This window comes from Geminicoccaceae bacterium (assembly GCA_020638465.1).
Classification (GTDB): Bacteria; Pseudomonadota; Alphaproteobacteria; order Geminicoccales; family Geminicoccaceae; genus JAGREO01.
The window spans coordinates 101,657-127,248 of sequence record JACKIM010000001.1 but is presented as its reverse complement, the minus strand read 5'-3'; the positions used below and the strand labels follow the sequence as shown (position 1 = coordinate 127,248).

The following is a 25,592-nucleotide window of genomic DNA, read 5'->3' as shown; positions in this document are numbered from 1 at the left end:
GTCCGGTCAGCCTGTGGCCAGATGCTCGCGAAGCCTCGGCAGCAGTTCGGCGAAGTTGCAGGGCTTGTGGCGAACGTCGAGCTGTGTCGACAGGATACCTTCCCACGCATCCCGACAGGCACCGGGAGAGCCGGGCAGGACGAAGACATAGGTGCCATTGACGACCCCGGCGTCGGCGCGGGACTGGATGGTCGATGTTCCTATTTTGTCAAACGAAAGCCATCTGAACAATTCGCCGAAACCGGGAATTTTCTTCTCCGCAACGCTGTCGAGGGCTTCCGGTGTGACGTCGCGACCGGTCACCCCGGTGCCGCCGGTGGTCAGGATCACCTCGATTCCTTCCCGGCCGGACCATTCGCGCAGGTGCGTGGCGATAGCGTCCCGCTCGTCGCGGACGATGGCCCGGTCGGCCAGACTGTGTCCGCCCTTGCGGAGAAGTTCGACCAGCACATCGCCCGAACGGTCGTCTGCCATCGTCCGGGTATCCGAAACGGTCAGGACGGCGATATTCAACGGCTGGAAAGCGAGGGTCTCGTCAATTCTTCCGGGCATAGCGCAGGCCAGTATCGAACGAACTGTAGATCGGCCACTGGTTGCGGGCCAGTTGCTCCATCGATGCCGTCGGCTGCTCCAGCCGGACACGATAGGCCCACATGTTGGCCATCACCTTCTTGGCGTAGAGGCGGGTCTCGGGGATGGGCACGCTTTCGAGGAACAGCAACGGATCGTTGTTGAGGTCCTTGAACCGGTCCACCCAGTCGTCGAGCCGCTTCAGCCCGGCATTGTAGGCGACGATCGTGTGGATCAGGCTGCCATTGATGATGCCGTTGTCGAGCAGGCGCTCCACATAGGCCTGCCCGATCGTCATGTTGGTGATCGGCTCCCGCAGGGAATTCTTGCCCGTGTAATCGACATTGTCGGTCTTTTTTGCGACCACCCTGGCCGTGCTGGGCAGGACCTGCATGACGCCCAGCGCGCCGGCGCCGCTCTGCGCATGCGGGTCGAAGCCGCTTTCCGCGCGCATCAGCGAAAACAGCAGGGCGCGATCGATGCGGAAGCCGGTCTCGGGCCGCCATGCGGGAAGGGGATACATGGCACCGTCATGACTGCGGCCGTCCTGCAGCCGCAGGCGCTGGGCGACGCGCATCTGTGCTGCGGGCAGGCGCAGGCTCTCTGCGAGGGCCGCGAGCGCCTCGGTGAGCTTCGGGCGGGCCCGAGCGGCGAGCTTGCGGATCTCGCGTTCGGCCAGGTCCGGCCGTTCGACCTGCCCCAGGGCTATGGCCCGCACGGCACCGGGGAACTGCATGAGCGTACTGCGCATGTCGTTGTTCAGGCCGGATTCGTGCCAGTCGAAGCTGATGCGCAATCCTAAGAGGCCCTGCGCGAGCAGGCCGTAGAACTGATCGCTCGCTTCCGCGGCCTTTTCGAGGAACTGCTGGTGCCTGTCGGGCTTGCGCAGGGCCAGGGCAGCCCTTGCCGCCCAGAAGGAGGCGGCGGCCACTTCCTCGCCCGGTGCATCGCTTTGCGCCATCGCGGAAAAATGCCGGAGTGCAACGTCGAGCTTGCCCAGTCTCCAGGCCGCAAGCCCTGCCGTCCAATGGATGCGCGGCTCGTACTTGCCCGAGCGCCTGGCGGCGGGATCGGCAAACCGGAGGGCCTCGGCGTCCTTGCGGTTGGCAAAATATCCCTTGGCGATGATCCAGCGCGCGAGATCCTGCTCGACGGTATCGGCATAACGCGATGCCGAATTCTTCAGCAATCCTGACGCCTGTGTCGGGCGATCCTTGCTGACCAGCTCCTCGATCCGGTTCAGCCAGTCCCGCACGGCGACCGTCCGGCTGGCCGACCGCTTCCTGTCGCTTACATAGTCGACCTTTCGCTCCTCAAGCAGTTCCTGGCCGGAACCGCCGAGATAGCCGGCGACGGGTTCGGCGGGCGCCTTCGTCCCCGCGGGGCGCCGCTTGACGGCAAGTGCGTAGATGTCTGAAGCCTGCGGAAGATCCGCATAGTCCTCAAGCCAGTCCGAGAGTTCCCTGAAGGTCGAGCGGTAGGCCGTGGGATGGAGGTAGCGCTGGGCGAGGACATGGCCCATCAGGACAGGACTGCGCAACTCCCTGATGATATGGTCGGCCTCTTTCCAGTGCCCCTCTTCCTGCAACTCGAAGATCATCTTGTAACGGGCAATGTCCGCCGTCGGCAGAGGTCTCGGCAGGATTCCGAGTTGGGTCGGGATATCCTGCATCGGGAGGAGGCGGGCGACCATGACGTCGCTGCCGGCACTCTGGGCGAGGGCGGTGTCCGTGCCGGACCATGACGCCAGCAGGCCGCAGGCGAGCATCGGCCCGCCGACGACCGACAGCCACCGCCGCGCCACGCCGCGCCGGCGCCCGTTGCCGGCAGGCCCTGCCGGCGAATCCGCCAAAGCCGCGTCCGCCGGGGGCATATCGCCCGTGTCTGCCGTGGCCCGGCTGATTGCGGTTGATCTTGTCATGTCAGTGAATGCTCCGCATGGCGCCGTCTTCCAGCCACTCCGAGACTGTCATGAGGTCCTGCCAGGACTCTTTCTTGCGCGCAGGCTGGCGCAACAGATAGGCCGGGTGGAACATGACCATCGCGGGGATGGCCGGTTTTCCATCTCCGGGCTCGTAGGAAAAGCGGCGCCCCCGAAGCCGCGTGACGCCCTCCCTGGTACCCAGCAGGGTGCGGGCGGCGATTCCGCCCACGAAAACGATGATCTCGGGGGCCATGATCTCGATCTGGCGCTCGACGAAGGGCTGACAGACGGCAATCTCGTTGGCAGTCGGCGTCCGGTTGCCCGGAGGACGCCAGAAGATCGCGTTGGTGATCCAGACCGTTTCGCGGCCGAGGCCGATGGCGGCCAGCATCCGGTCGAGCAATCGCCCGCTCGGACCGACGAAGGGCTTGCCCTGCCGGTCTTCCTCGGCTCCCGGTGCCTCGCCGATCAGCATGATCGACGCGGCAGGATTGCCGTCACCGAAACACAGCCGGTTCGCCGTCCGTTTCAGGGCGCAGCCCTCGAACGATTCGAGCGCGGTGCGCAGGGCGTCGATGGTCGAACAGGACGCGGCGAGCGAACGGGCACCCTGGATGATGTCGGATGAGGAACCATTGGGCGCATAGCCATGACCGAATGGCAGGCTGACGGGACCGGCCGCCGGCTCGGCGGCGAGCGGCCGGGACGCGGGCGGTCTGGGGGTATCATCGAGAGCGGGGCGCGTCCCCGATCCGGGATGCGGCAAATCGAAATGAGAAGATTGCCGATCGTTGAAGAACGCGGTAGGTGAATCGTGCAGGCAGCAATCAACACCCATGGCTGCATACCAATGCAACCATGCTGTCACAGCTCCGCTCGGTTCAGCATCCGCGGGAACCATCGGGGGGTCTCCTGCAAGCCATTTATCAAGCCGACCAGGCGCTGCACTGCGACAACGGATGGTACCGCTCCTCATCTTCGTGGGACCGTGTCCGCACGAAGCCTTCATTGTGACTGAATTAGAATAATCAGAAAATCATCGCAAGTGTTAAAAATGTCACTGCGCAAGATGCAAAGGCAATGCGCTGTAAAAAAGTACGCTGCAAATGAGTGGAATAAGGCTCGCCAGCGACCTTCGGGCCACGACCTGCCCCGAGTTGCCGGAGCGCGTCAGGGAGCATGGCCCGAACGGCACAGTCGGACGGAATCCGCTGCTCAGATGTCACGGAAGGGAATTGGCCGGCCCTCGCGGTCGACGACGAGCTTGCCGCTCTCATCCTGTCCCGCTATGTAACGACCATGACCCACCGCGGTTCCAACGTAGAGAGCGGGCTTGATTTTCTTGCCGTCAAACGTTTTGAGTTGCTGAGCAGGACCGCGGGCAGTCGGGTCGTTCTTGCTCTTCGACATCTTCAACATGGTGGCTTCTCCAGCTAAAGGGCGGCGCGGCGTGCGACTTATCGGCTACCCTCTCGATTCGACGTCTAAATGGTCAAAGGGCCCGCTGCCGTCAAGATCGAAGATCCATGGTGGCGCCGGACTGGCGCTTGTTTTCCTGCTTGCGGCCTGCATCGCGGATCCTGTGGCCCTGAGGGGCAATGGAGCGGGTTCGGCCCGTGCGGTCGAACTGCCGCATGGTGACGCATCGGTCGCCGGGGCCTATCTGGCGGGCCGGGTCGCGCTTGACGAAGGCAAGATGCTCGAAGCGGCCGAGAACTTCGAGATCGCCCTGAGTGCCGAGCCGGACAATGGAGACCTGCGACGCCAGGTCTTTCTGCTGCGCCTTGCCGGTGGCGACCTCGACAAGGCCAGGGAAACGGCGGCCTCGCTCGTCGACCTCGGTATCGAGAGCGATGAGGCGCGCATGCTGCTCGCCTTCGACGCGCTCAGGAAAGGCGAGCTCGATGTCGCGCACGAGCGCATCTCGCAGATCGGGCCGGGCGGAATATCCGGCATGGTGGGTCCGCTGATCGATGCGTGGATGCAGTTCGCGGAGGGGAAAATCGATGAGGCGCTGACGTCGATCTCGGCCGGATCGGGCAGCGATGGCCTCGCTCTCGTCCGCACCTATCATCATGCCTCGATGCTCACCATCACCGGCCGGGAGCAGGATGCCTACGACCTGCTGAAGCCGGCCGTCGTCGATACCGACCGCCTGCCGACCCGCCTGTTGATTGCACTCATCGGGATCGAGATGCGGCTGGGGCGCGACACGGAGGCGCTGGCGACACTGGACAGCCAGCTTGCGCTCGCGCCCGAGGACACGGTGCTCATCGACCTGCGCAGGGAGGTCGCCAGCGGCGTCACGCCGCAGATGCCGATCCGCGACGCCAGGACCGGCATGGCCGATGCCCTGCTGAGCCTCGCCCGTGCCCTCGGCGACCAGCGCGGCGGCGGTCAGGGGCTGATCCTGGCGCGGCTGGCCTCGGATCTCGCGCCCGATGAAGGCGACATCTGGCTGTTCATCGCGCAGCAGATGCTGATCGAGAACAACATCCCGCGGGCACTGGAGGCGCTCGACAACATCCCGCACGACGGGCTCTATTCGTGGGATGCTGACCTCCTGCGCGCACGGGCCTACGGCGCCGACGACCGCGACGACGAGGCGCATGCCCTCCTTGAGGAAATGAGCCAGCGGCGGCCCGAGCGTTCCGATGCGTTGATCATGCTGGGCGACATGCTGCGCCGCGACGAGCGTTTCGCCGAAGCCGAGGTCGCCTACAGCGAGGCGATCTCGCGAATCACGACGCCGGGCCCGGACCAGTGGCGGCTGCTCTACGCGCGCGGAATCGCCTATGAGCGCACGGACCGCTGGGATCTCGCGGAGGCGGATTTCCTCAAGGCTCTCGAACTCGAACCCGATCAGCCCTTCGTGCTCAACTACCTGGGCTACAGCTGGGTGGACAAGGGGCTCCATCTCGACCGCGCCAGGGGCATGCTCAACCGCGCCGTCGAGTTGCGGCCGGATGACGGCTTCATCGTCGACAGCCTGGGCTGGGCCCATTACCGGCTCGGCGAATATGACGATGCGGTGGTGAATCTCGAACGGGCGGTCGAACTCCAGCCCGACGATCCCGTGATCAACGACCATCTGGGCGATGCCTACTGGCGCGTGGGTCGGGAACGCGAGGCGCGTTTCCAGTGGGAGAGGGCGCTGATCTTCAATCCCGACGACGACGTGGCGGCCGAGGTCCGCCGCAAGCTCGAAAGTGGCCTGCCTGCCGTGAGCGAAGCGGAGAGTGACTGAAGGTTCCGTCGTCGAAACGGCACGCGCCAAGATCAATCTCGACCTGCTGGTCCGCGGCAGGCGGGATGACGGTTATCACGAACTGGACAGCCTCGTTGTCTTCGCCGAACCATCCGACCGCCTGACCCTCACGTCCGCGGACCGCTGGTCGATCGAGGGAACCGGACCGTTTGCCTCGTCCCTGCCCGATGGCGGCGACAACATCGTCATGCGCGCTGCGACCCGGCTGCTGGAGGAAACCGGCGGCGGCTCGCCGGTGTGTTTCGATCTCGAAAAGAACCTGCCTGTCGCCAGCGGGATCGGCGGCGGCTCCAGCGATGCTGCGGCGGCCCTGCGCGGGTTGTGCCGCCTGTGGGCGCTCGCGATGGACGATGAGCGGCTGCGCGATATCGGGGCCGCGCTGGGTGCCGACCTTCCGGTATGCCTCTATGGCCGGCCAGCCCGCATGCGCGGTATCGGCGAACGCCTCGATCCGGTCCGCGGCCTGCCGGAGATCCCGCTGCTGCTGGTCAATCCGGGCTTCGGTGTTTCCACCGGACAGGTGTTCCGCGCGCTCGACCTGGATGGCGACGCGCTGCAGCGGCCGCCGCTGCCGATGGGAGCAAGCCTTGTCCAGTTCGCGATCTGGCTGCAATCGAGCCGCAACGATCTCGAACCGGCAGCGCTGACCGTCGAGCCGCGCATCGCCGGCGTCCTGGATGCCCTGTGCTCCCTTGACGATGTCATCGTCAGCCGGATGTCCGGCAGCGGGGCGACCTGCTTCGCCATTTTCCGTACCGCCGCCTCGGCCCGTGCCGCGGAGACGCTGCTCCGGCGCGAGCATCCCGCGTGGTGGGTTCATGCAACCTCGGCCGGTACGCCCGCACCTTCCGTTCCGGGTGTCGACGCGGCATGATCCTGTTGGCGACCGATTTCGGCCATGGCGGCTCCTATACCGGCGAGATGATGGCGGTCCTCCATCGCACGGCACCGGATATCGCCGCGGTGACACTGATCGCCGACCTGCCGCCCTTCGAGCCGCGCCTCGCGGCCTATCATCTGGCCGCACTGTTCTTGCGCACCGAACCGGGCGACATCCTTGTCGGCGTGGTCGATCCGGGGGTTGGCAGCGACCGCCTGCCGCTCGCCATCGAGGTGGATGGCCGCTGGCTCGTGGGGCCCGACAACGGGCTGTTCGAGTTGATCCTGCGCCGGGCGGACGAGTGGCGGTGTCATGCCATCACGTGGAAGCCCGGGGACCTTTCGGCGAGCTTCCACGGCCGCGATCTGTTCGCGCCCTTCGCCGCCCGGCTCGCCGGCGGCGGGCGCGACCACCTCGAACCATGTGCGCCGTCCCGTCATCCGGACTGGCCGGACGACCTTGCCGCCATCGTCCACACCGATGTCTACGGCAACCTGATCACCGGCATCCGTGCCAGCCACCTTCCCGAAGGTGCCCATCTGAAGGTGGATGGGCGCCCTGTCGCCCGTGCGCGAACCTTCTCCGACATGCCCGAAGGCACGCTCTTCTTCCATGAGAACAGTGCCGGCCTGATCGAAGTCGCGGCCAACCGCCGGAGTGCTGCCGAACTCACCGGCATGTCACCCGGATCTCCCTTCACAGTCGAGTTGCAAGACGCCTCGCGAACTTCTATCTAGGTCCCGCATTGGGGCGTAGCCAAGCGGTAAGGCAGTGGGTTTTGGTCCCTCGATCCCAGGTTCGAATCCTGGCGCCCCAGCCACCGGGAATCCGGTGTGGCCAACCGGTCGTGCGAGCCCGGACCCACCGCCCTTCCTGACGGGGCGGAGTCGTGTCGATTTTACTAAAATTTTACGGATCGGGGCCGGGCCGGTGATATCAGGCCAGGGCTTCTTGACCGCAGGATACCTCCTCGGCCGTGATATCGTCCGGCGGTGCCGGTGACGCATCCGCCGTCGTGGTGGCCGCCCGCTCGAAGGTGTCTTTCGCCTGCAGCAGGGCCGCACCGACTGCCATCAGCCGGCTATGGACGATCCGTGTCAGGACCCTGACAAGGCTGCGACGGCCCCGGGAACGTTGAAGCGCCTGCTGGTGGACGGGATCCTGCCGCAACTCGCGGGTCCGTTCTGCGATCGTCTCCGGCGATGGCGGTCGCATGTAGCCTGTCCGCGACCGGCGTGGTCGCGGAGATTGGTCGAGTTGCCGCAGCACGCTTGCGACGAGAGCTTCGAGCGGCCGTCGGCCACGCCTTTGCGTCGCCCAGCGCATCCACTCGACCTGGTCGCGGCTTTCCCCTTCCGGCTGATGGAAAAGACGCTGGCACAGCTCGTTGAACCACGGCCGGACCTGGGCAACGATCAGGGAGCGCAGCCCGTCGCGGCCATCGACGGCCATGGATTCGAAAGCCGCGATCAGCGATCTCACGCTGGCGGGCAGGGAAGCGGTGCTGTCCATCGGGCATATATCGCGACAATCCGGAGTACCGGGCTCCGGCGATCGTCCCATGGCCCGCAACCATGCGAACCGCAGCAACCGCCTGTGGCTCCAGCGCAACATGCGTTGCGCCGGCCCGAAGGGATGCGTGGCGAAATCTGCCGGGGCGGGACTGATGCTCATGACTGCATTCATGACATGAGCCGGGATGAAAGTAAAGGAATTATTTCCTTTATTGAAACTGTATACAAAAGTCCTGAACTGTATGCAGCGGGACCGGATGACCAGATCCGGTCCCGTCCGGCAGGAAAGGATGTCAGACCAGGGCCAGCACGCGGGCCGGTCCACCGGTGCCGCCACGGACCTTGGGGGCGCCGATGACCAGCGTGGCGCCCGATGCCGGAACCTGATCGAGATTGGCGAGGCACTCGATGCCGAAGCGGCCTGACGGCAGCCAGGAATAGTGGGTGGCAAAATCGGGGGACTGGCCGAAATCGAGCGACAGGGTGTCGACTCCGATGGAGCGCGCGCCGGTCTCCTCCATGAGCATGTTCACTGCCTCGACATGAAAGCCCGGATAGTACTGGGTGCCCTGATCGTCGGCATTGCGGAACCTGTCGCTGTTCACGTTCGCTGCCCAGCCCGAATTCATGGCCACGCAGGCCCCGTCGGGGATGTCGCCGTTGGCAGCAATCCAGGCCTTGAGGTCATCGGGTGTCAACTGGGTATTGGCATCCTCGGCCGCACGCGCGCTGATGTCGACGACACACAGGGGAGCGACGAGATTGCCCACGTCGATCTCGGCGACGGTGCCGCCATCGGCGGAGAAATGGAGCGGCGCGTCGATGTGGGTCCCGGTGTGCTCGTTGATGCGCATTTCGAACAAATTGAAGCCGTCCTTGTCGAAGAACGCCTGCTGTTCGCGGAACAATTGCTGTGCGCCGCCCCAGGTCGGGAAGTCCTCGTGAAGCTCGTGGGTCATGTCGACGACCGAACTCGATGCCGCCCGGACGGCCGGTGCCGAAACGACGCTGCCGACGGCCGCCGCGGCCATGCCCGCGGCTCCGGTGCGGAACAGGCGCCGTCGTGAAAGCATGCGCTGCTTGACGGACTGCATGACGCACAGATCGCACATATCGAACATCCTCCCTGACATGAAAAACCTGCGATGGGCGGAATATGACACAATGGCAGCAGGAACACACGCGACTCGATGCACGCCGAAGCGGTGATGCGCATGTCCTGTCATCGGGCTGTCCCGCCTTCTGTCACCGTCCTGTCGTGTGGCTGTCCCGACGGTGTCACCGATTTCTGCCAGTTCCTCCTGACGTTGAGGCAGCAGGAGCGAATCGATGAAGATCAGCTATGCCGACCCGGCCGACCCGTTTGCGGTGCGTGCGATCATTGACGTCGTCGAGCGACTGAGTGGCCGCCGCAGGCTCGAAGACCTCTGCCGCCGCCAAGATCCGTCCCGCGACTTCTTCGAACAGGCGGTCGAACTGCTGCGTCTGAGGCTGGTCCATGAATCGCATCGTCTGGCGGCTATCCCGGCGACCGGGCCGGTCGTGATGGTCGCCAACCATCCCTTCGGCGTGGTCGATGGAATCGCGCTGAGCCACCTCCTCGGTTCGCGTCGGCGGGATTTCAGGGTCATCGCACATGGTCTGCTGAGCCGTGCACCCGAAGCGGCCCGTCGCATCATTCCGATCGATTTTTCGCTGACCCGTGAGGCCCGGGATACCAACCTCGAAACGCGGCGCCGGGCCGAGGCTCACCTTGCCGATGGTGGCGCGATCCTGGTCTTCCCTGCCGGTTGCGTGGCCAGCGCACCCTCCCTGTTCAGCGCCGTCGTTGACGAGCCGTGGCGGCCCTTCACGGCACGGCTGATCATGAAATCCCGGGCCACGGTCATTCCGGTCTTCACCGAGGGGCGCAACAGCCTTGTCTTCCAGCTTGCCAATCTTGTTCATCCGGCATTGCGGGCAGCGATGCTGCTCAATGAAGTCCGCAACAAGATCGGGCATGAGATCCGCATGCATATAGGCCAGCCCCTGCCTTTCGATGCTCTCTCGTCGATCCGCGACCGCCAGGAACTGATGGACAGCCTGCGCCTGCATACACTGGCGCTCGGCAACAGGGAGAATCCGCTGCCGGGCGACGGGCATCCGGAAACCGGCTTCGATCTGGGCTGCCTGTCACTCGCGACCCTGCCGCGCTGATCGCTGATTGCGGGCGATCACTGCTGTATACAGCCCATGTCGCTCATAGCCAGCGATTGCGGTAGGTGTAGGCGACAACCAGCAATATCGCAAAGGCGAGGGTGAAGCCGCCGGTGAGCAGCCAGAAGCCCATCGGATCGCCACCATAGGGTATGCCTCCCACATTGGTGCCGAACAGGGCGCCGATGAGGTTGAGCGGGAGGAAGATGGTTGCGACGATGGTGAGTGCCTGGCTGGTGCGCTGCATGCGGTCGGCGATCATCGTGTTCAACTGATCGAGTGCGGCGCTGATGTGTTCGCGAGTGGCAATCAGGGTTTCCAGGGATCGCTGGTGATTGTTGACGATTTCCCGCAGCCGCAGCCGCCGTGGCTTGTTGATCCAGTCGGGCGGATTGTCCTGCAGGTCCTTGAGCGCCTGAAGCTGCGGTTCGGCGTAGCGACGCAGGGCCACCGCCTGGCGGAGCTGTTCCCTGAACACGTTGGCGAGCGAGGCATCGTAGGTTTCGAGCATCTTGTCCTCGGCATCCTCGAGCTCGACCTCGGCTGACCGGACGGTTTCCCTCAGCCGTTCGCTGATGGTGTTGGCAAGCCACAGGAACAGGTCGGGCGCGCTGCTTTCACCCATTCCGTCGGCGATGCGCTGGCGGGCCTCGGTCACGAGTTGCAGGTTCCTAAGGACCACGGTGATGATCCGCTCCCTCGTCAACCAGATCCGCAGCGAGATCATGTCCTCGACTTCCGCGCCGGGAGACTGGTTGACACTGCGCAGGATGATCACGTCGCCATTGCCGAAATGGGCCCGCCGCGGACGTGTTTCGGGGTCTAGGAGGGCGGCGATCGCATCCGGTTCGAGGCCGGTCTGTTCCAGTTTGCGGCGCGCATTGCTGTCCGTGTGGTCGAGATGCAGCCAGAAATCGGCCGAATTGCTGTTCATGGGAGATGCCACCGCGATATCCGAAGCCCTGCCAGACATGGTTGGCAACGACCAGCGACGATGGATCGCTCGCCTGCAACGCATGATTGGGTTAAAATGAAAGAGAAGGAAAAAGTCCAGCAGTGCGGCCGTTGCCCGCCTGCGACCCACGTCATCGCTCCAAGGGAGAGGCGCATGATCAAACGGCATCTGAGAGGCTTTGCGCTGGCGGCGGCCCTGTTGCTCGGTTCGACGGCCATGGTTCGGGCGGAGATGGTCTATCATCGCGGCAATACCGCGGAACCGGAAACGCTCGACCAGCACCTGACGTCCACCATCTATGAATCCAACATTCTGCGCGACCTTTACGAGGGGCTCGTGATCGACGGCGCGGATGGCTCGGTGCAGCCTGGCGTGGCCGAAAGCTGGTCGGTGTCCGACGATGGCCTCGTCTATACGTTCAAGCTGCGCGACGATGCGAAGTGGTCGAACGGGGATCCGGTGACGGCCGACGATTTCGTGTTCTCCTATCGTCGTATCCTCGATCCTGCCACCGGCGCGAAATATGCCGATGTGCTGTTTCCGATCGCCGGTGCGAAGATGTTCAACAGCGGTGAGGGGCGTGCGGAGGATGTCGGTGTAAAGGCCGTCGATTCCCGGACGGTCGAGATCACCCTGGCGAGTGCGACCCCGTACTTCCTTCAGTTGCTGACCCACCAGACCAGTCTGCCGGTGCATCCGGGCACGGTGCAGTCCAATCCGCAGGACTTCACCAAGCCGGGCGTGATGGTCTCAAACGGCCCCTACATGCTGGATGAATGGGTGCCCAACTCGCATATCAAGTCCGTGAGGAATCCGAATTTCCATGATGCCGACACGGTCGCCATCGACACCGTCTACTATTACCCGACGGAGGATCGTTCCGCCGCCCTGCGCCGTTTCGAGGCCGGCGAACTGGACAGCAACAACGACGGTCCGGTCGAGCAGATGGACTACATGCGCGAGAAGTTGGGGGACACGCTGCGTATCGCACCCTATCTCGGCACCTATTACTACACCGTCAACACCGACAAGGCGCCGTTTGACGATGTCCGCGTCAGGCAGGCCCTGTCGATGGTCATCGACCGCGAATTCCTCGCCCATGACATCTGGGGCGACACGATGGTCGCGGGTTACAGCCTGGTGCCGCCCGGAATCGACAACTATGGCGAGCCGGCCTACTTTTCTTACAAGGATACGCCACTGCTCGATCGCGAGGATCAGGCGATTGCTCTCATGAAGGAGGCGGGTTTCGGTCCCGATCATCCGCTTGAGGTCGACATCCGCTTCAACACCTCCGAGAACCACCAGAAGACCGCCACCGCCATTGCCGACATGTGGAAGCCGCTGGGTGTCGAGACGACGCTTACCAATGCGGACACCAAGACCCATTATGCCATCCTGCGTGATCGCGGCGATTACGACATCGCCCGTGCGGGCTGGATCGGCGATTACAACGATCCGCAGAACTTCCTGTTCCTGCTGGAAAGCGACAATACGGGACTGAACTATGCCCGTTATCAAAATCCCGAATACGACGCCTTGATGCATGAAGCCGCGGCGACTGTCGATCTCGACGTCAGGGCGGGAATTCTCAAGCAGGCGGAAGAGATCTTCTCTCGCGACGTCCCCTACATCCCGCTCCTGTATTATGGTTCAATCAGTCTCGTTTCCGACAGATTGAAGGGTTGGGAAGACAACCTGCGCAACGTCCATCCCTCCCGGTTCATGTCGATCGGCGAATAACGGCGGGACCAACGGTCCATGGCAAGGTGGCCGGACAGGATATGGCCACCTTGCCTCCGGCTTTTTCGGTGCAGCCATGATTCGTTTCATCTTCAAGCGGTTGATGACCGCGATACCGACAATGTTCGTGATCATCACCGTGGCTTTTTTCCTGATGCGACTGGCGCCGGGCGGACCGTTCAGCCTTGAGCGGCCGTTGCCACCGCAGGTGCTGGCCAATCTGATGGCCTACTATCATCTCGACCAGCCGCTGTGGGCCCAGTATCTCGACTACCTGAAGGGCCTTTTCACCGGTCATCTCGGACCTTCCTACGTCTACCGGGACTTCACCGTCGACGAATTGCTGCTGGATGGCCTGCCGGTCTCCGTCCAGCTCGGGTTGTCGGCGCTGGTGCTGGCGACATTGATTGGCTGTACGCTGGGCACAATTGCGGCTCTTCGCCAGAACAGGGCGGCAGACTATGGCGTGATGACCATAGCACTCATCGGCATCGTCGTTCCCAATTTCGTGATGGCGCCTGCACTCACGCTCCTGTTCTCCATTCATCTGGGCTGGTTGCCTGCCGGCGGCTGGGGCGAGGGCGCTCTGGTCAACAAGATCCTGCCGATCTTTGCCCTTGCGCTGCCGCAGATCGCCGTGATTTCGCGGCTGACGCGGGGAAGCATGATCGAGGTGATGCGCTCCAACCACATCCGTACTGCGCTTGCCTACGGGCTGCCGCAACGGGTGGTGATCGGCCGGGCTCTGCGCGGGGCCCTGTTGCCGGTGGTTTCCTATCTGGGGCCGGCGGCAGCAGCACTGCTGACCGGTTCGGTGGTCATCGAATCCATCTTCGGCGTGCCGGGCATCGGCCGGCATTTTGTCCAGGGCGCGCTCAACCGCGATTACACGCTTGTCATGGGAACGGTGGTCACGGTCGCCGTCTTCGTCGTCGTCTTCAACCTTGTCGTCGACATTCTCTATGCATGGCTGGACCCGAAGGTGCGCCTTGACTGAAACGTCCGCATCCGTCGAGCCTGTCATCCCGATGCGCAAGGGGCGCAGCCTCTGGAGCGATGCCCTGCGCCGCCTGCGGGCCAATCGTGCCGCTGTTGCTGCCATCGTTACTCTGGGGCTCATGGCCGTCGTCTGCATCGTCGGGCCGGTCATTTCACCTCATGCGTATGACGAGGTGTATCAATCCTACGTCAAGACCCGCCCTTCGCTGGAGCCCTATCCCACCGCGGCACAGATCGACGCTGACCTGCATCGTGCCTTGCGACGGGCGAAGGTCGACATCGACGACTTTTCGGTGGATGGCGATACGCTCACCGTTCGCCTCAGCGCCGACAACCCCATCGATCCGCGGATGACCCGCTACATCGATCGCGTGGATTCCTTCACTGGTTCGCATATCGTGAGCGAAGAGGACGGAGGCCGTGTGCTGGTGATCGAGGCCACCGTGGCGCGAGCGGTGTTCCTTGCCGGCACCGACCAGAATGGCCGCGACCTGCTCACCCGTATCCTCATCGGCGGCCGTGTATCGCTCGCGATTGGCCTGCTCGCTACATTCGTCGCCTTGCTCATCGGCGTGGCCTGGGGAGCCGTGGCAGGCTTCGTCGGCGGGCGGATCGACCAGTTGATGATGCGTTTCGTCGATGTTCTCTACTCGTTGCCTTTCATCTTTTTCGTCATCATGCTGGTGGTATTCTTCGGGCGGAATTTCATTCTCATGTTCATCGCCGTAGGTGCTGTGGAATGGCTCGACATGGCACGCATTGTTCGTGGACAGACCCTGTCGATCAAGCGCCAGGAATATGTCGAGGCCGCGCGCGCGCTCGGCGTGTCGCAATGGCACATCATCTGGCGGCATATCGTTCCCAACACACTGGGCCCGGTGGTGATCTACATGACACTGCTCGTTCCCAAGGTGATCTTGCTGGAGAGCTTCCTCTCCTTCCTCGGACTGGGAGTCCAGGAACCGATGACCAGCTGGGGAGTGCTCATTTCCGAGGGAGCGAAGAACATCCAGGATGCGCCCTATCTGCTGCTGTTTCCGTCAATCTTTCTCGCGATCACGTTGCTCTGCCTCAATTTCATCGGCGACGGCCTGCGTGATGCGCTCGATCCGAAGGACCGGTGAGATGCAGGCTTCCCAGTCGCCGGCGGGCAGCGATGACTGAAAAGCCCATCCTTGAAATCCGCGATCTGCGTGTTTCCTTCAGGACCCCCGATGGCGATGTCGAGGCGGTCAGGGGCGTGGATCTCGACCTCCACCCCGGTGAGACCGTCGCCGTCGTCGGGGAGAGCGGTTCGGGCAAGAGCCAGCTTGTGATGAGTACCATCGGCCTGCTTGCCAGCAACGGGACTTCCACGGGCAGTGCCCGGTATCGCGGCACCGAGCTCATCGGCCTTTCGAACAGGCAGTTGAACGCCATTCGCGGCGTGAAGATCTCGATGATCTTCCAGGAACCGATGACCTCGCTGGACCCGCTGCAGTCCATCGAGACGCAGATCGGCGATCCGCTGATCTACCACAAGGGTATTTCCCGCAAGGATGCCGGCAGGCGCGTTCTCGAACTCCTGCACTTGGTGGGGATCCCCGATCCGCAAGCCCGCATGGGTGCGTTTCCCCACCAGCTCTCCGGCGGGCAGCGTCAGCGTGTATTGATCGCCATGGCGCTGGCCAACGAACCGGACATCATCATCGCGGACGAACCCACTACGGCACTCGATGTCACCATCCAGGCCCAGATCCTGGAATTGCTGGCTGACCTGCAGCGCCGTTTCAACATGGGCCTCGTGTTCATCACCCATGATCTCGGTATCGTTCGCCGATTTGCCGATCGCGTCTATGTCATGCGCCGGGGTGTGGTGGTCGAACAGGGCGAAGCCTCCGTCATCATGACGAGACCGGCACACCCCTATACCCGTGAACTGCTGGATGCTGAGCCTGACGGAACCAAGGCGCCGGTCGGCGAAGACGAGGAATTGCTGCTTGATGCGCGAGGTGTCCGCGTCACCTTTCCCATCAGCTTCGACTGGCTCGGGCGGGTGACGAAGAGCCTCGATGCGGTCGGCGGCATCAGTCTCGCCATTCGTCGCGGCCAGACCGTGGGGGTCGTTGGCGAAAGTGGTTCCGGCAAGTCGACACTCGGCCGCGCCATCCTGCGCCTGCTGCCGTCGAAGGGGACCATCGTCTTTGCCTCCGCTCGCATCGACCGTTACGACGATGCTGAAATGCGGCCGTTGCGCAGGCATATGCAGGTGGTCTTCCAGGATCCTTTCGGCTCCCTGTCGCCGCGGCTCACCGTCGGCCAGATCGTTGCCGAGGGACTGAGGCTGCATGAGCCCGTGCTCCGGGAAGGCGAGCGGCAGGCCCGTGTCGTTGAGGTCATGAACCGTGTCGGTCTCGATCCTTCATCCATGCAACGCTATCCGCACGAGTTCTCGGGCGGACAGCGCCAGCGCATTGCCATCGCCAGGGCCATGGTCCTGCGCCCCGAATTCGTCCTGCTCGATGAGCCGACATCCGCTCTCGACCGGACCATTCAAAAGCAGGTGATCGCGCTGTTGCGCGACCTGCAGGAGAGCCTCGGGCTCACCTACCTGTTCATCTCCCATGACCTTGCTGTCGTTCGTGCCATGTCCGATTGGGTCATTGTCATGAAGAACGGCAGGGTCGTCGAGCAGGGACCATCGGCGGACGTCTTCAACGCCCCCAGGGAACCCTATACCCGGACGCTGCTGGCAGCCGCGGTGGAGGGGAAAGTCGAGAAGGCCGGATAGCCACGCTCAATGCTCACGGCGGCTGCCGGAATTTTACCGGCACGCCGCTAGCGATCGGCCAGTGCCAGTTTCAACCCCATGAGGGCGAAGGCACCCGCGAAACAGCGTTTGAGCCACGTCATGACCCGTGGGCGGGAGATGATGTGGTCACGGGCGGCGGCGGCACAGGCACCGTAGATAACGAAGACTCCCAGGGTCATGGCCATGAAGATCAGCGCGAGCCCGAGCATCTCGAAGGTCGGATGCGCGGCTCCGGGGCTGACGAACTGGGGCAGGAACGCGAGAAAGAACAGGGAAAGCTTGGGATTCAGCAGGTTGATGAGAATGGCGTGGCGAATGATCTGCGGGGATGTCAGCGGCCGGCGATCCTCACGGACATCCAGTGCCCCACCGTCCTTGAGGATGTTCCAGGCCATCCAGCCGAGATAGATCACTCCCGCGAACTTGATCGTCTGGAATGCCACGGCACTCGCATGCAGCAGTGCGGCGAGGCCGATGATGGAGGCGATGACATGCGGCACGATGCCGAGCGTGCAGCCCAGTGCAGCCATAAAACCGGGACGGATGCCCCGGCCGAGGCCGACAGCCAGTGTATACAGGACACCCGTTCCGGGCAGGGCCACCACCACCAGCGACGTCAAGAGAAATTCCGCGCCCATGACCATTCCTCCCGACCCGGTTTTCGTACCGTGCGGACGACACTCGCCATCATCGCGGGTGTTGTTCGAACGATAAGCCGCCCCATTGCTTCAGGCAAGCCAGGCTGCCGTGTCGGCAGCCTGGTCCCGTTTGTCGCGCCGGGTTTGTATACAGCTTTTGGGGAAGGGCGATGTTTCAGGCGCCGGCCTTGAGTGCGTCCTCGGTGACTTCAAGGTCCCGTTCGAGGTCGAGTTTCGGCGTGACCTTCTCCTTTTGCAGGACACCATGATAGGCCCGCACGGCCTCGGCCGGCTTCAGCTTGCCCTCGACCACCGCGCGCATGTGCTCCACCAGCGCCAGTGGGCGTTCAGCCTGCATGATCTTGCGGCCGAACAGAGCCACGCGAGCGCCATACCTTTCCGATTGGCCGACCAGTTCGAAGGTATCGCGGGTCGTACCCTTGGCTCCACCGAGGATTCCGACGATCAGCCGGCCGGGATCGTAGCTTGCGAGTTCTTCGGTCGCCCGCGGACCGTTGAACTGCATCTTGAGGAAGCGTGGGAAATCTTCCTCCATCACGCCGGCGAGCGTGCGGACGATGTTGTCGTTGATGTAGCCGCCAAGGTCGGCATTCTCGGCCAGATTGATGTCAAAAGCCGGATTGAACACCTCAAGGAAGTGCTGCATGCCGTTACGCGCGGCATCGAGGCGGAAGGCACTGTAGGCCTCGGCATTCTCGGCGTCGATGTCGCGCTCGTTGGAAAATGTGATCGAGTAGAGACCGAGGCCGGCGTGGCGGCGGGCATGGTCGAGGCGGGCGGTGCGGTGGTGCCGTGACGGCGTTTCCTTGTAGCGGCCGCCACGGGCGGACCAGATGTCGGTCGTGTCGTTCAGGCGAATGGCCGGCGTGACGGCGCTGTCCTCGAAGAGCCCTTCGCGCGAGACACGTTCGGCGGTGGACGCCGACATCAGCATGATGTCGACCAGCCCCGAACGGGTCATTTCCCGGATGGCTTCGAGATGGGTGGACCGGGGCAGGTAACGTCCCGGGCGTTCGGGATCCTCTCCGGGGGCCATGCGACCGAAGCCGATATCGCCGTCCTTGGCATCGGCGATGATGAAATCGCTCGGCTGGTACCGGCCACCGCGGATATGCCCGAGTTTGGTCTCGAGGCTCTTCATGAAACGGTCTCCTCTCGCAGAAGGTGCAATCCTGACATGGTGGAAATCGTCATGCAGCAATTCCGCGAAACCCGCCAGCGGCGGCAATACCGGCATGTGGAAAAGGCATCATTGTGGTGCAAACGGGAGAAAATCACCGAACGTGACGCATATCGAGATACGTCGATCAGGCAGGCAGAATTGAGCCAAAGTATCCAAAATAGAATGTTATCTGACGTGGAAATTCTACAAATGGTTAAAAATTATGTTGACAAGCGTCATTATTCCCACCTTTCAGCGTGCCGATTGTATTGGCGAGGCAATCGCCAGTGTCGCTCGACAGCCCGTCGAGGATCTCGAAATTGTCGTCGTCGACGATGGCTCTACCGACGGGACGGCCGATATCGTCGAGAGATGGATCGGGGGCGATCGGCGGATACGTCTGTTGCGGCAGTCCAACCAGGGTGTCGTGGCCGCCCGGAACCGTGGCCTGGAGAGCGCCAGGGGATCGCTGATCGCCTTTCTCGATTCGGACGATACCTGGGACAGAGGCAAGCTGCAGGCGCAACTTGCGGTCATGCGGAACCATCCTGAAGTGGGGTTGGTGTGGACCGACATGCGGGCTGTGGACGTCAGCGGCAGGATCGTCGGCGAACGCTGGCTGCGCCAGATGTATACAGCCTATCGCAAGCTCGACGCCTATCCTGTATTCAGTCATGAGCAATCCGCAGCATCGCTCGGCATCACGGCCGGTGGTCTGCCGGGCGACGTCATGATTCGCATGGGCCGTATTCTCGGCCCCATGATAATGGGTAATCTGGTTCATCTGTCGACCGCGGTCATTCGCCGGGAGTGGATCGAGCGCATCGACGGTTTCGATCCCTCCATGCGCCATGTCGGCGAGGATTATGACCTGTTCCTGCGAGCCTCTGCCCTCGGGCCGGTAGCGCTCATCGACCATCCGATGGCATCCTACCGGATCGGGCATGCCGACCAACTCACGGTCAACGCGAAGGCGCGCTATTTTTCGCAGAACTATCTCAAGGCAATCGAACGGGCCATGGAGCGCTATCCAATTGATTTGCCGAGATCACTGGTCGACGAAGCGTTTGCCTGGGCCCATCTCTGGCATGGCGAGTACCTGCTCGATGCCGGCGAGTCGCGCAGGGGACGGCATCACCTTCTCAAGAGCCTGCGCCGGCGGCCGATGCAACCGCGGACCCTCGGGTTGTTCATCGCCGCCAGCCTGCCGTCGGGCCTGCGTCCGGTCATGCGGACCATCTACCGGATGACGAGTCGATGAGCATGATCCCTCGAAACCGTGGCGCCATGATGGCCTGTTGTCTGCATACAGGTTGACGCGCTGCATACAGTCGTTCGATTCGACAATCGAAAAGCGCTTGCAAATCGGGTATCCGAACGGGTACGGCAAGGTATGACCCAGCACGGATCCACGACCATCCTGCTCGTCCACGGTTCCTGGCATGGAGGGTGGGCATTCGACGAGATCGCCGCACGACTGCGGGCCGAAGGCCATGTAGCTCATGCGCCCTGCCTTGCGGGTTTGGGCAGCGACGCGGTCAATCTGCGACCCGAATTCGGCATGTTGCATCATGTGTCCCAGCTCCAGCGGCTGGTCGAGCAATGCGACTGGCAGGATTTCGTCCTGGTCGGTCATTCCTATGGCGGGACGCTGGTGCATGCGCTGGAGACGCGCATCAGGGACCGGTTGCGGGCCGTGGTGCATCTCGAAGGAGCCATTACCGGCGCCGGGCAATCGGTCAAGGACAGCTGGCCGGAAGAACGTCGGCGCGACACCCTGGCACGAGTGCATTCGGAGGGCGAAGGGTGGCGGGTGCCGCCGCCCGATGCACATATCTGGCAGGGATTGAGCGAAGAACAGATTGCCTGGCTGCAACCGAAACTCACATCCCAGGCCATGGCCACCTATACCGACCGGATGCCCGATGACGCTGGCGGCTTCGCCGGACCGCATTACTACCTCTATGCCGATGATCGGGTGCCGCAGCCCTACCAGTATGTCATTGACCGGTTCTCCGGTGACCCGCTCTGGCATGTCGGGGCCACTCGGGGCGGACATGAACTGATGTTCAGCAATCCCGATGCGGTGATGGTTACCATTCTCGCGGCCATCGAAGGCAAGCCGCTGCCTGCGACAATCTGATTGCGCTGCCTTCAGGTCAACCGCCTGGCGTCCGGGTCTGCCTGGAGGATTCGAGGGTTGCTATTCCTCGTTCACCTCTTCGAACTTATGCGAACGGGGAAAGCCCGTGGGCGCCATGCGACCGGAGCCGGCACGTTTGCCCCTCCAGTTCGAAAGGTCCTTCTCATGGCGGGTGCGCGAGCCTGACGGCCATGAAAGGCCGTGTTCTGCACGGGTGGCGATGACATCGCTGAGATAGGCATCGCGAAAACGCTGGAGGATGACGCCGCGGCCACGGGTCATGACCGGCAGTTCGTCGATGCCGAAGACCAGCAGCTTGCGATTCGTACCGATAGCGCAGACGACATCTGCATCGACACCGACCGATCTGGCGACGAGGAGTTCGTCGCCCCTGCCGAGATTGACCACCTGTTTCCCGTTGCGGGTCTGGGCGGCGATCTCCCTTTCCTCGGCAAGGAAACCGCGACCGTCGCGGGTGGCGAAAATCACCTTGCCCCCGGGATCGTGAACCAGGAGATTCAGCAGGTCGACACCCTTGCCCAGATCAATGACAAGGCTCAGGGGCTCGCCCATGCCCCGGCCTGAAGGCAGCTTGTCGACGGCCAGCAGATAAACCCGTCCATCATCGGCCACCGCCAGCAGCTTGTCGGCGCTGGATGCCTTGAGGATAAAGCGTTCGCCATCGCCATCCTTGTACTTGATCTCCCCGGGTGCATTCTGATGGCCGCGCAGGGTTCTGATCCAACCCTTCTGCGAGCAGACGACGGTCACCGGAACACGTTCGACCGGTTGTTCGAGCAACACGGGGTCGATGGAGGGGGCCTGTTCTAGGCGGGTACGACGTGGATCTCCGAACGTCTCGCGGGCCTCGTTCATCTCGCGTTTCAGTCTTGCCCGCCGCAGCCCTTTGTCGCCGAGCAGTGCCTTGAGTTCCTTGCGCTCGGCAAGCAGCTCCCTGCGCTCCTTCTTGAGCTCCATCTCTTCCAGCTTGCGCAGGTTCCGCAGGCGCAGGTTGAGAACGGCCTCCGCCTGACGTTCACTGAGTTCGAAACGCGCCATCAGCTCGGGTTTGGGCTCGTCACTCTCGCGTATGATGCGGATCACCTCGTCGATGTCGAGATAGGCCTTGAGGTAACCTTCGAGGATCTCCAGCCGGTCATCAATGCGACCCAGTCGATAGTTCGAGCGGCGGACAAGGACATCCATCCGGTGGCAGATGAACGCTTCCAGCATGTCCGCGAGGCTCATGACCCCGGGTACGCCGCGGCCGTCGAGTACATTCATGTTCAGCGACAGCCTGACTTCCATGTCCGATTGGCGGAACAGTTGTTCCATCAGCAGTTCGGCTGGAACGCTCCGGTTGCGCGGGATCAGGACGATCCGGATGTCCTCGGTGCTCTCGTCGCGCAGATCGGCCAGCAAGGGCAGTTTCCGGGCCGCAAGCAATTCGGCCAGCCGCTCGATCAGTCGGGATTTCTGCACCTGGTAGGGGATCTCGGTGACGATGACCTGGAACTGGCCGTGGCTGAGCTTCTCGACCTCGTAATGTGCACGCAGGCGCAACGAGCCCCGGCCGGTCTCGTAGGCCTCGGCAATCATCTTCGCACTTTCGACAAGGGTGCCGCCGGTGGGCAGATCCGGCCCCTTGATGAATCCCATCAGTTCGGCCGTCGTTACCGGTTGGGCATCGGCCGGCCGGTCGAGCATGAAAGCGAGGGCGTCCAGCAGTTCGCCGGCATTGTGTGGCGGAATGTTGGTGGCCATGCCCACAGCGATGCCCGCCGCGCCATTGGCGAGCAGGTTGGGGAAGGCCGCAGGCAGAACGACCGGTTCGTTCTCGCTGCCGTCATAGGTTTCGCGGAAATCGACCGTTTCCTGGTCGATGCCGTCAAGCAGCGCCTGGGCCACAACGGTGAGCCGGCTTTCCGTGTAGCGCATGGCAGCCGGGTTGTCGCCATCGACATTGCCGAAATTGCCCTGGCCGTCGACCAGCGGATAACGTTGGCTGAAGTCCTGGGCGAGGCGTACCAGTGCATCGTACACGGCAGTGTCGCCATGCGGGTGGAACTTGCCGATCACGTCGCCGACCACGCGCGCGCATTTCTTGTAGCCGGAGGCAGGGTCGAGGCGCAGCTGCATCATGGCATACAGCAGGCGTCGCTGTACCGGCTTCAGACCGTCACGGACATCGGGCAGCGAGCGCGATGTTATGGTGGAGAGCGCATAGGCCAGATAGCGTTCGCCGAGCGCGTCCTTCAACGTGACGGGAATGATCTCGGGGTCTTTCCGGCTGGCGGAAGCGCTCATCGTGGCTCCTCGTGTTCACCTGACCGATCCCGGTTCTGGCCGGCACAGTCATCGATCAGATTCGAAAATCGTTCTCTGGCAAGCGGCATCATCCGGTCGCCGGGGTCGGTTATATGCCGCCTGAAGAAATAACCGGCAAGCCTCAACCCTTGCGCGATCTGCCTGATATCGTGATCTTCTTCAGTGGTAAGAAATCGTGGAAGCGGCAAGAGCTTGTCCTTCAGAGGTTCACCGATCGCATCGGTCACCGCCCGTCCGGTACGTGGCGAGACATAGGCGAGGCCTTCGGTCGCGCCGGTGACGGCACAGGCGGCAAGATCGAGACCGAAGCCCGCTTCGCGCAGCAAGAGCAACTCGAAGCGGATGTAGTCGGCCATCCAGTCATCGAACCGGCCGATGCGCCCGGTGAGCCGCAGCAGGGCTGCATACAGCCTTGGGTGCGGGTCACGTTCGCCTGTTCCGGCATCGACCATCGCACAGGCCGAGACCAGTCCGGCAAGTTCCAGCGGTTGGTCAAGTAGCCACGCGCCGGGTTGGGCCACGGGTTCGAGCGTGTAACTGCCGAGATGCTGGGCAAGCCGCGCCTTCCACACGACCTGCAACCGGTTTCCCAGATCGAGCATCGCCCGGTTGTGGGATGTCGCGCCGGCGCGGACGAGACCTGCGTGCTTGCCATGCTCGAATGTCAGGAGGATGGCCAGAGCGTCCCGTTCGCCATGCGGCCGGGCATTGAGAACGATTCCTTCATCCTGCCATTCCATGCGTGACTTGTAGAGGATTTTGCATACAGGTGAAATTGTTCGATCGGCGGCGTTTCGGGAACCGGACTGGACTGTCGAATCGAGGGCGCCGACAATGAACCGGATACGGGAAGGGAGGAGAGCGATGACGTTCTCGATTTCGGCACGCTGTGCCGCAAGCGGCATGTTCGGTCTGGCGATTTCGTCCTCGTCGCCCGCGGTCGCCGCCCGTTGCGCTCATGCGCGGGCCGGGGCGGGAGCCGTGTCGACGCAGAACATTACTGACCCGACGCTCGGCCCCCTGGGGCTCGACCTGATGGAGCGGGGAGCATCGGCGACCGAGGCTTTGGCTGCGGTGGTGCGAAGTACCCGATTCATTGCCTTTCGCCAACTGGCGCTCATCGACCGCGATGGACACACGGCAAGCTATTCCGGCGAGGGCACGCTGGGGCGTCATGCCACTGCGGCGGGGCAGGATTGTATTTGTGCCGGCAATCTTCTCGCCAACGAGGACGTCCCGTCAGCGATGGTTTCCGCCTTCGAGGGAGCATCGGGACCGCTGGGTGACCGGCTCCTGCTGGCCATGCGCGCAGGGATGGAAGCCGGCGGTGAGGAGGGACCGCTCCACTCGGCTGGCCTGCTGCTTGTGCGAGACGTCCCATGGCCGGTGGCGGATCTGCGCGTGGACTGGAGTGACGCTGATCCGATCGCCGGTCTCGAAGCCTTGTGGCGCATCTATGAGCCTCAGCTCGAGGCCTATGTCACGCGTGCGCTCGACCCGACCGATGCCCCCAGCTACGGCGTGCCGGGCAATGAGTAGTCCGATGTCATCTCGATGGATCGGCCCGGGTTGGTCGCGCTGCCGGACGATATTGCGGTGATGATCACCGGATCGAGGTCACCCTCTTCCAGGGCATGTCGGTAGTTGGCGAATTTCTCGCGTGTGTTGCTACCGGTAAGGAGATGTATGCCAAGGGGGGGAGGATCTTCCGCCATTCGGCTGCGTTCTGCGAGCTTGTGGAAGAACCGGATGGCGAAGGCTCGCAGGCTTTTTTGCGCCGTGACCGTGAAACCTGAGCGTTGCAGCCGATCCACGGTCTCCCCGACTGTATACAGGACGCTCATTCCCTCGTCGCCGGCCCATGGCAATGGATAGTGTAGAGGGTGTCCGGTTGTGCGCATCACATCGAACAGGCATGCGTGGCCGCCTGGCCGGAGCACCCTTGCGAATTCTGTATACAGGCCAGTGCGGTCGGCAATGTTCATGGACACGTGAAAGCAGGTGAGCGCATCGAACAGGTGAGCTGCCACGGGCAGTTGGCTTGCACTGGCTACCAGGTAGCGACAGCGTCGCGTGCCCTCGACAAGGTGTCCAAGATCGATGGCGGCCTCGATATAATCCCTGGAGAGGTCGATTGCCGTGACATCGCAACCGTGTTCGACGGCTAGCCGACGGGCGGTGCCGCCAATGCCGCAACCAACGTCGAGGACCTGCAACCCGGGGCGCAACGGCAGCATTTCGAGGGCCGTCAATGTCGCTTTCCGGCCGCCGGTGTGGAATGAGTCCAGGGCGGCAAGGTCATCAACCGACAGCTTCTTCGTGTTCAGGTTGCCGGCCACGAGAGCATCGCGGATACGTTCACGCAATCCGCCATGGCTGTAATAACTCCCGATGGCTGTTTTGCATGATGGTTGGTGGCGTTCGTTCGGCAATGGCGTTCCTGCTGCAATCCCCTGATTT

At 63.0% G+C, this 25,592-nt stretch carries 23 protein-coding genes and 1 tRNA gene; 12 read left to right on the top strand and 12 right to left on the bottom strand.

The window, feature by feature from the left end:
- Positions 1–6: 6 nt before the first annotated feature.
- The 4 genes from moaB to H6851_00545 all read right to left on the bottom strand — a co-directional run bounded on the left by moaB (position 7) and on the right by H6851_00545 (position 3,904).
- Positions 7–552, bottom strand: coding sequence for a molybdenum cofactor biosynthesis protein B (gene moaB, locus H6851_00560; GenBank protein MCB9942100.1), 546 nt, complete (start codon positions 550–552; stop codon positions 7–9).
- A complete protein-coding gene (locus H6851_00555; protein MCB9942099.1) occupies positions 536–2,491 on the bottom strand; it encodes a lytic transglycosylase domain-containing protein in 1,956 nt (651 codons plus the stop codon). Before H6851_00555 ends, moaB begins: the two co-directional genes overlap by 17 nt.
- A 1-nt stretch (position 2,492) precedes the next feature.
- A complete protein-coding gene (locus H6851_00550) occupies positions 2,493–3,395 on the bottom strand; it encodes a uracil-DNA glycosylase (GenBank protein ID MCB9942098.1) in 903 nt (300 codons plus the stop codon).
- Between the two features lie 314 nt (positions 3,396–3,709).
- On the bottom strand, positions 3,710–3,904 hold the full coding sequence (locus H6851_00545; GenBank protein ID MCB9942097.1) for a hypothetical protein: 195 nt from the start codon (positions 3,902–3,904) through the stop codon (positions 3,710–3,712).
- Between H6851_00545 and H6851_00540 the strand changes: the two genes are divergently transcribed.
- The 4 genes from H6851_00540 to H6851_00525 all read left to right on the top strand — a co-directional run bounded on the left by H6851_00540 (position 3,891) and on the right by H6851_00525 (position 7,462).
- Entirely contained in the window at positions 3,891–5,741 is a 1,851-nt protein-coding gene (locus H6851_00540) for a tetratricopeptide repeat protein (protein ID MCB9942096.1), read from the top strand. The genes H6851_00545 and H6851_00540 overlap by 14 nt on opposite strands.
- On the top strand, positions 5,734–6,636 hold the full coding sequence (locus tag H6851_00535) for a 4-(cytidine 5'-diphospho)-2-C-methyl-D-erythritol kinase (protein MCB9942095.1): 903 nt from the start codon (positions 5,734–5,736) through the stop codon (positions 6,634–6,636). Before H6851_00540 ends, H6851_00535 begins: the two co-directional genes overlap by 8 nt.
- Complete coding sequence (locus H6851_00530; GenBank protein MCB9942094.1) at positions 6,633–7,379, top strand: SAM-dependent chlorinase/fluorinase; 747 nt, start codon at positions 6,633–6,635, stop codon at positions 7,377–7,379. Before H6851_00535 ends, H6851_00530 begins: the two co-directional genes overlap by 4 nt.
- Positions 7,380–7,388: 9 nt before the next feature.
- Positions 7,389–7,462, top strand: a tRNA-Gln gene (locus tag H6851_00525).
- 116 nt (positions 7,463–7,578) lie between these two features.
- Here H6851_00525 and H6851_00520 read toward each other — a convergent pair.
- Both H6851_00520 and H6851_00515 read right to left on the bottom strand, forming a co-directional pair.
- On the bottom strand, positions 7,579–8,316 hold the full coding sequence (locus H6851_00520; GenBank protein MCB9942093.1) for a hypothetical protein: 738 nt from the start codon (positions 8,314–8,316) through the stop codon (positions 7,579–7,581).
- A gap of 133 nt (positions 8,317–8,449) precedes the next feature.
- On the bottom strand, positions 8,450–9,268 hold the full coding sequence (locus H6851_00515; protein MCB9942092.1) for a cyclase family protein: 819 nt from the start codon (positions 9,266–9,268) through the stop codon (positions 8,450–8,452).
- A gap of 217 nt (positions 9,269–9,485) precedes the next feature.
- Between H6851_00515 and H6851_00510 the strand changes: the two genes are divergently transcribed.
- Positions 9,486–10,352, top strand: a complete 867-nt coding sequence (locus tag H6851_00510; protein MCB9942091.1) for a lysophospholipid acyltransferase family protein — start codon at positions 9,486–9,488, stop codon at positions 10,350–10,352.
- 43 nt (positions 10,353–10,395) lie between these two features.
- On the opposite strand, the gene H6851_00505 is transcribed toward H6851_00510, so the two are convergent.
- Complete coding sequence (locus tag H6851_00505) at positions 10,396–11,286, bottom strand: hypothetical protein (GenBank protein MCB9942090.1); 891 nt, start codon at positions 11,284–11,286, stop codon at positions 10,396–10,398.
- 174 nt (positions 11,287–11,460) lie between these two features.
- Between H6851_00505 and H6851_00500 the strand changes: the two genes are divergently transcribed.
- The 4 genes from H6851_00500 to H6851_00485 all read left to right on the top strand — a co-directional run bounded on the left by H6851_00500 (position 11,461) and on the right by H6851_00485 (position 16,819).
- The gene (locus H6851_00500) at positions 11,461–13,050 is read left to right on the top strand and encodes a peptide ABC transporter substrate-binding protein (GenBank protein ID MCB9942089.1); all 1,590 of its coding nucleotides are present in this window, start codon (positions 11,461–11,463) and stop codon (positions 13,048–13,050) included.
- A gap of 76 nt (positions 13,051–13,126) precedes the next feature.
- Positions 13,127–14,047: an oligopeptide ABC transporter permease OppB gene (oppB, locus tag H6851_00495; GenBank protein MCB9942088.1), complete on the top strand. Its 921-nt coding sequence runs from the start codon at positions 13,127–13,129 to the stop codon at positions 14,045–14,047.
- Positions 14,013–15,173 carry an ABC transporter permease subunit gene (locus H6851_00490; GenBank protein ID MCB9942087.1) on the top strand — a complete coding sequence of 387 codons (1,161 nt, stop codon included), beginning with the start codon at positions 14,013–14,015 and terminating at the stop codon, positions 15,171–15,173. Before oppB ends, H6851_00490 begins: the two co-directional genes overlap by 35 nt.
- 32 nt (positions 15,174–15,205) lie before the next feature.
- Positions 15,206–16,819: an ABC transporter ATP-binding protein gene (locus H6851_00485; protein MCB9942086.1), complete on the top strand. Its 1,614-nt coding sequence runs from the start codon at positions 15,206–15,208 to the stop codon at positions 16,817–16,819.
- A gap of 47 nt (positions 16,820–16,866) precedes the next feature.
- On the opposite strand, the gene H6851_00480 is transcribed toward H6851_00485, so the two are convergent.
- Both H6851_00480 and H6851_00475 read right to left on the bottom strand, forming a co-directional pair.
- Positions 16,867–17,478 carry a LysE family translocator gene (locus H6851_00480; protein ID MCB9942085.1) on the bottom strand — a complete coding sequence of 204 codons (612 nt, stop codon included), beginning with the start codon at positions 17,476–17,478 and terminating at the stop codon, positions 16,867–16,869.
- Between the two features lie 175 nt (positions 17,479–17,653).
- Positions 17,654–18,640 carry a hypothetical protein gene (locus tag H6851_00475; GenBank protein ID MCB9942084.1) on the bottom strand — a complete coding sequence of 329 codons (987 nt, stop codon included), beginning with the start codon at positions 18,638–18,640 and terminating at the stop codon, positions 17,654–17,656.
- Between the two features lie 244 nt (positions 18,641–18,884).
- On the opposite strand from H6851_00475, the gene H6851_00470 reads away from it, so the two are divergent.
- Complete coding sequence (locus H6851_00470; protein ID MCB9942083.1) at positions 18,885–19,922, top strand: glycosyltransferase; 1,038 nt, start codon at positions 18,885–18,887, stop codon at positions 19,920–19,922.
- A 132-nt stretch (positions 19,923–20,054) separates the two neighbouring features.
- The gene (locus H6851_00465; protein MCB9942082.1) at positions 20,055–20,804 is read left to right on the top strand and encodes an alpha/beta hydrolase; all 750 of its coding nucleotides are present in this window, start codon (positions 20,055–20,057) and stop codon (positions 20,802–20,804) included.
- A 60-nt stretch (positions 20,805–20,864) separates the two neighbouring features.
- Here H6851_00465 and parC read toward each other — a convergent pair whose 3' ends face one another.
- Together parC and recO are read right to left on the bottom strand one after the other, a co-directional pair.
- Positions 20,865–23,111 carry a DNA topoisomerase IV subunit A gene (gene parC / locus H6851_00460; protein ID MCB9942081.1) on the bottom strand — a complete coding sequence of 749 codons (2,247 nt, stop codon included), beginning with the start codon at positions 23,109–23,111 and terminating at the stop codon, positions 20,865–20,867.
- Entirely contained in the window at positions 23,108–23,872 is a 765-nt protein-coding gene (recO, locus tag H6851_00455; GenBank protein ID MCB9942080.1) for a DNA repair protein RecO, read from the bottom strand. The genes parC and recO overlap by 4 nt, the downstream gene beginning before the upstream one ends.
- Positions 23,873–23,996: 124 nt before the next feature.
- Here recO and H6851_00450 point away from each other — a divergent pair, with 124 nt between their 5' ends.
- A complete protein-coding gene (locus H6851_00450; GenBank protein ID MCB9942079.1) occupies positions 23,997–24,671 on the top strand; it encodes a DUF1028 domain-containing protein in 675 nt (224 codons plus the stop codon).
- On the opposite strand, the gene H6851_00445 is transcribed toward H6851_00450, so the two are convergent.
- Complete coding sequence (locus tag H6851_00445) at positions 24,647–25,498, bottom strand: class I SAM-dependent methyltransferase (protein ID MCB9942078.1); 852 nt, start codon at positions 25,496–25,498, stop codon at positions 24,647–24,649. The two genes, H6851_00450 and H6851_00445, sit on opposite strands and share 25 nt — an antisense overlap.
- Between the last annotated feature and the right edge of the window lie 94 nt (positions 25,499–25,592).

Bases quoted from the DNA above. Each gene is read 5' to 3' on its own strand.
- moaB (MCB9942100.1), bottom strand. From the start codon at position 552: ATGCCCGGAAGAATTGACGAGACCCTCGCTTTCCAGCCGTTGAATATC.
- H6851_00555 (MCB9942099.1), bottom strand. From the start codon at position 2,491: ATGACAAGATCAACCGCAATCAGCCGGGCCACGGCAGACACGGGCGAT.
- H6851_00550 (MCB9942098.1), bottom strand. From the start codon at position 3,395: ATGGTTCCCGCGGATGCTGAACCGAGCGGAGCTGTGACAGCATGGTTG.
- H6851_00545 (MCB9942097.1), bottom strand. From the start codon at position 3,904: ATGTCGAAGAGCAAGAACGACCCGACTGCCCGCGGTCCTGCTCAGCAA.
- H6851_00530 (MCB9942094.1), top strand. From the start codon at position 6,633: ATGATCCTGTTGGCGACCGATTTCGGCCATGGCGGCTCCTATACCGGC.
- H6851_00520 (MCB9942093.1), bottom strand. From the start codon at position 8,316: ATGAGCATCAGTCCCGCCCCGGCAGATTTCGCCACGCATCCCTTCGGG.
- H6851_00515 (MCB9942092.1), bottom strand. From the start codon at position 9,268: ATGTGCGATCTGTGCGTCATGCAGTCCGTCAAGCAGCGCATGCTTTCA.
- H6851_00510 (MCB9942091.1), top strand. From the start codon at position 9,486: ATGAAGATCAGCTATGCCGACCCGGCCGACCCGTTTGCGGTGCGTGCG.
- H6851_00505 (MCB9942090.1), bottom strand. From the start codon at position 11,286: ATGAACAGCAATTCGGCCGATTTCTGGCTGCATCTCGACCACACGGAC.
- H6851_00500 (MCB9942089.1), top strand. From the start codon at position 11,461: ATGATCAAACGGCATCTGAGAGGCTTTGCGCTGGCGGCGGCCCTGTTG.
- oppB (MCB9942088.1), top strand. From the start codon at position 13,127: ATGATTCGTTTCATCTTCAAGCGGTTGATGACCGCGATACCGACAATG.
- H6851_00490 (MCB9942087.1), top strand. From the start codon at position 14,013: ATGCATGGCTGGACCCGAAGGTGCGCCTTGACTGAAACGTCCGCATCC.
- H6851_00485 (MCB9942086.1), top strand. From the start codon at position 15,206: ATGACTGAAAAGCCCATCCTTGAAATCCGCGATCTGCGTGTTTCCTTC.
- H6851_00480 (MCB9942085.1), bottom strand. From the start codon at position 17,478: ATGGGCGCGGAATTTCTCTTGACGTCGCTGGTGGTGGTGGCCCTGCCC.
- H6851_00475 (MCB9942084.1), bottom strand. From the start codon at position 18,640: ATGAAGAGCCTCGAGACCAAACTCGGGCATATCCGCGGTGGCCGGTAC.
- H6851_00470 (MCB9942083.1), top strand. From the start codon at position 18,885: ATGTTGACAAGCGTCATTATTCCCACCTTTCAGCGTGCCGATTGTATT.
- H6851_00465 (MCB9942082.1), top strand. From the start codon at position 20,055: ATGACCCAGCACGGATCCACGACCATCCTGCTCGTCCACGGTTCCTGG.
- parC (MCB9942081.1), bottom strand. From the start codon at position 23,111: ATGAGCGCTTCCGCCAGCCGGAAAGACCCCGAGATCATTCCCGTCACG.
- recO (MCB9942080.1), bottom strand. From the start codon at position 23,872: ATGGAATGGCAGGATGAAGGAATCGTTCTCAATGCCCGGCCGCATGGC.
- H6851_00450 (MCB9942079.1), top strand. From the start codon at position 23,997: ATGACGTTCTCGATTTCGGCACGCTGTGCCGCAAGCGGCATGTTCGGT.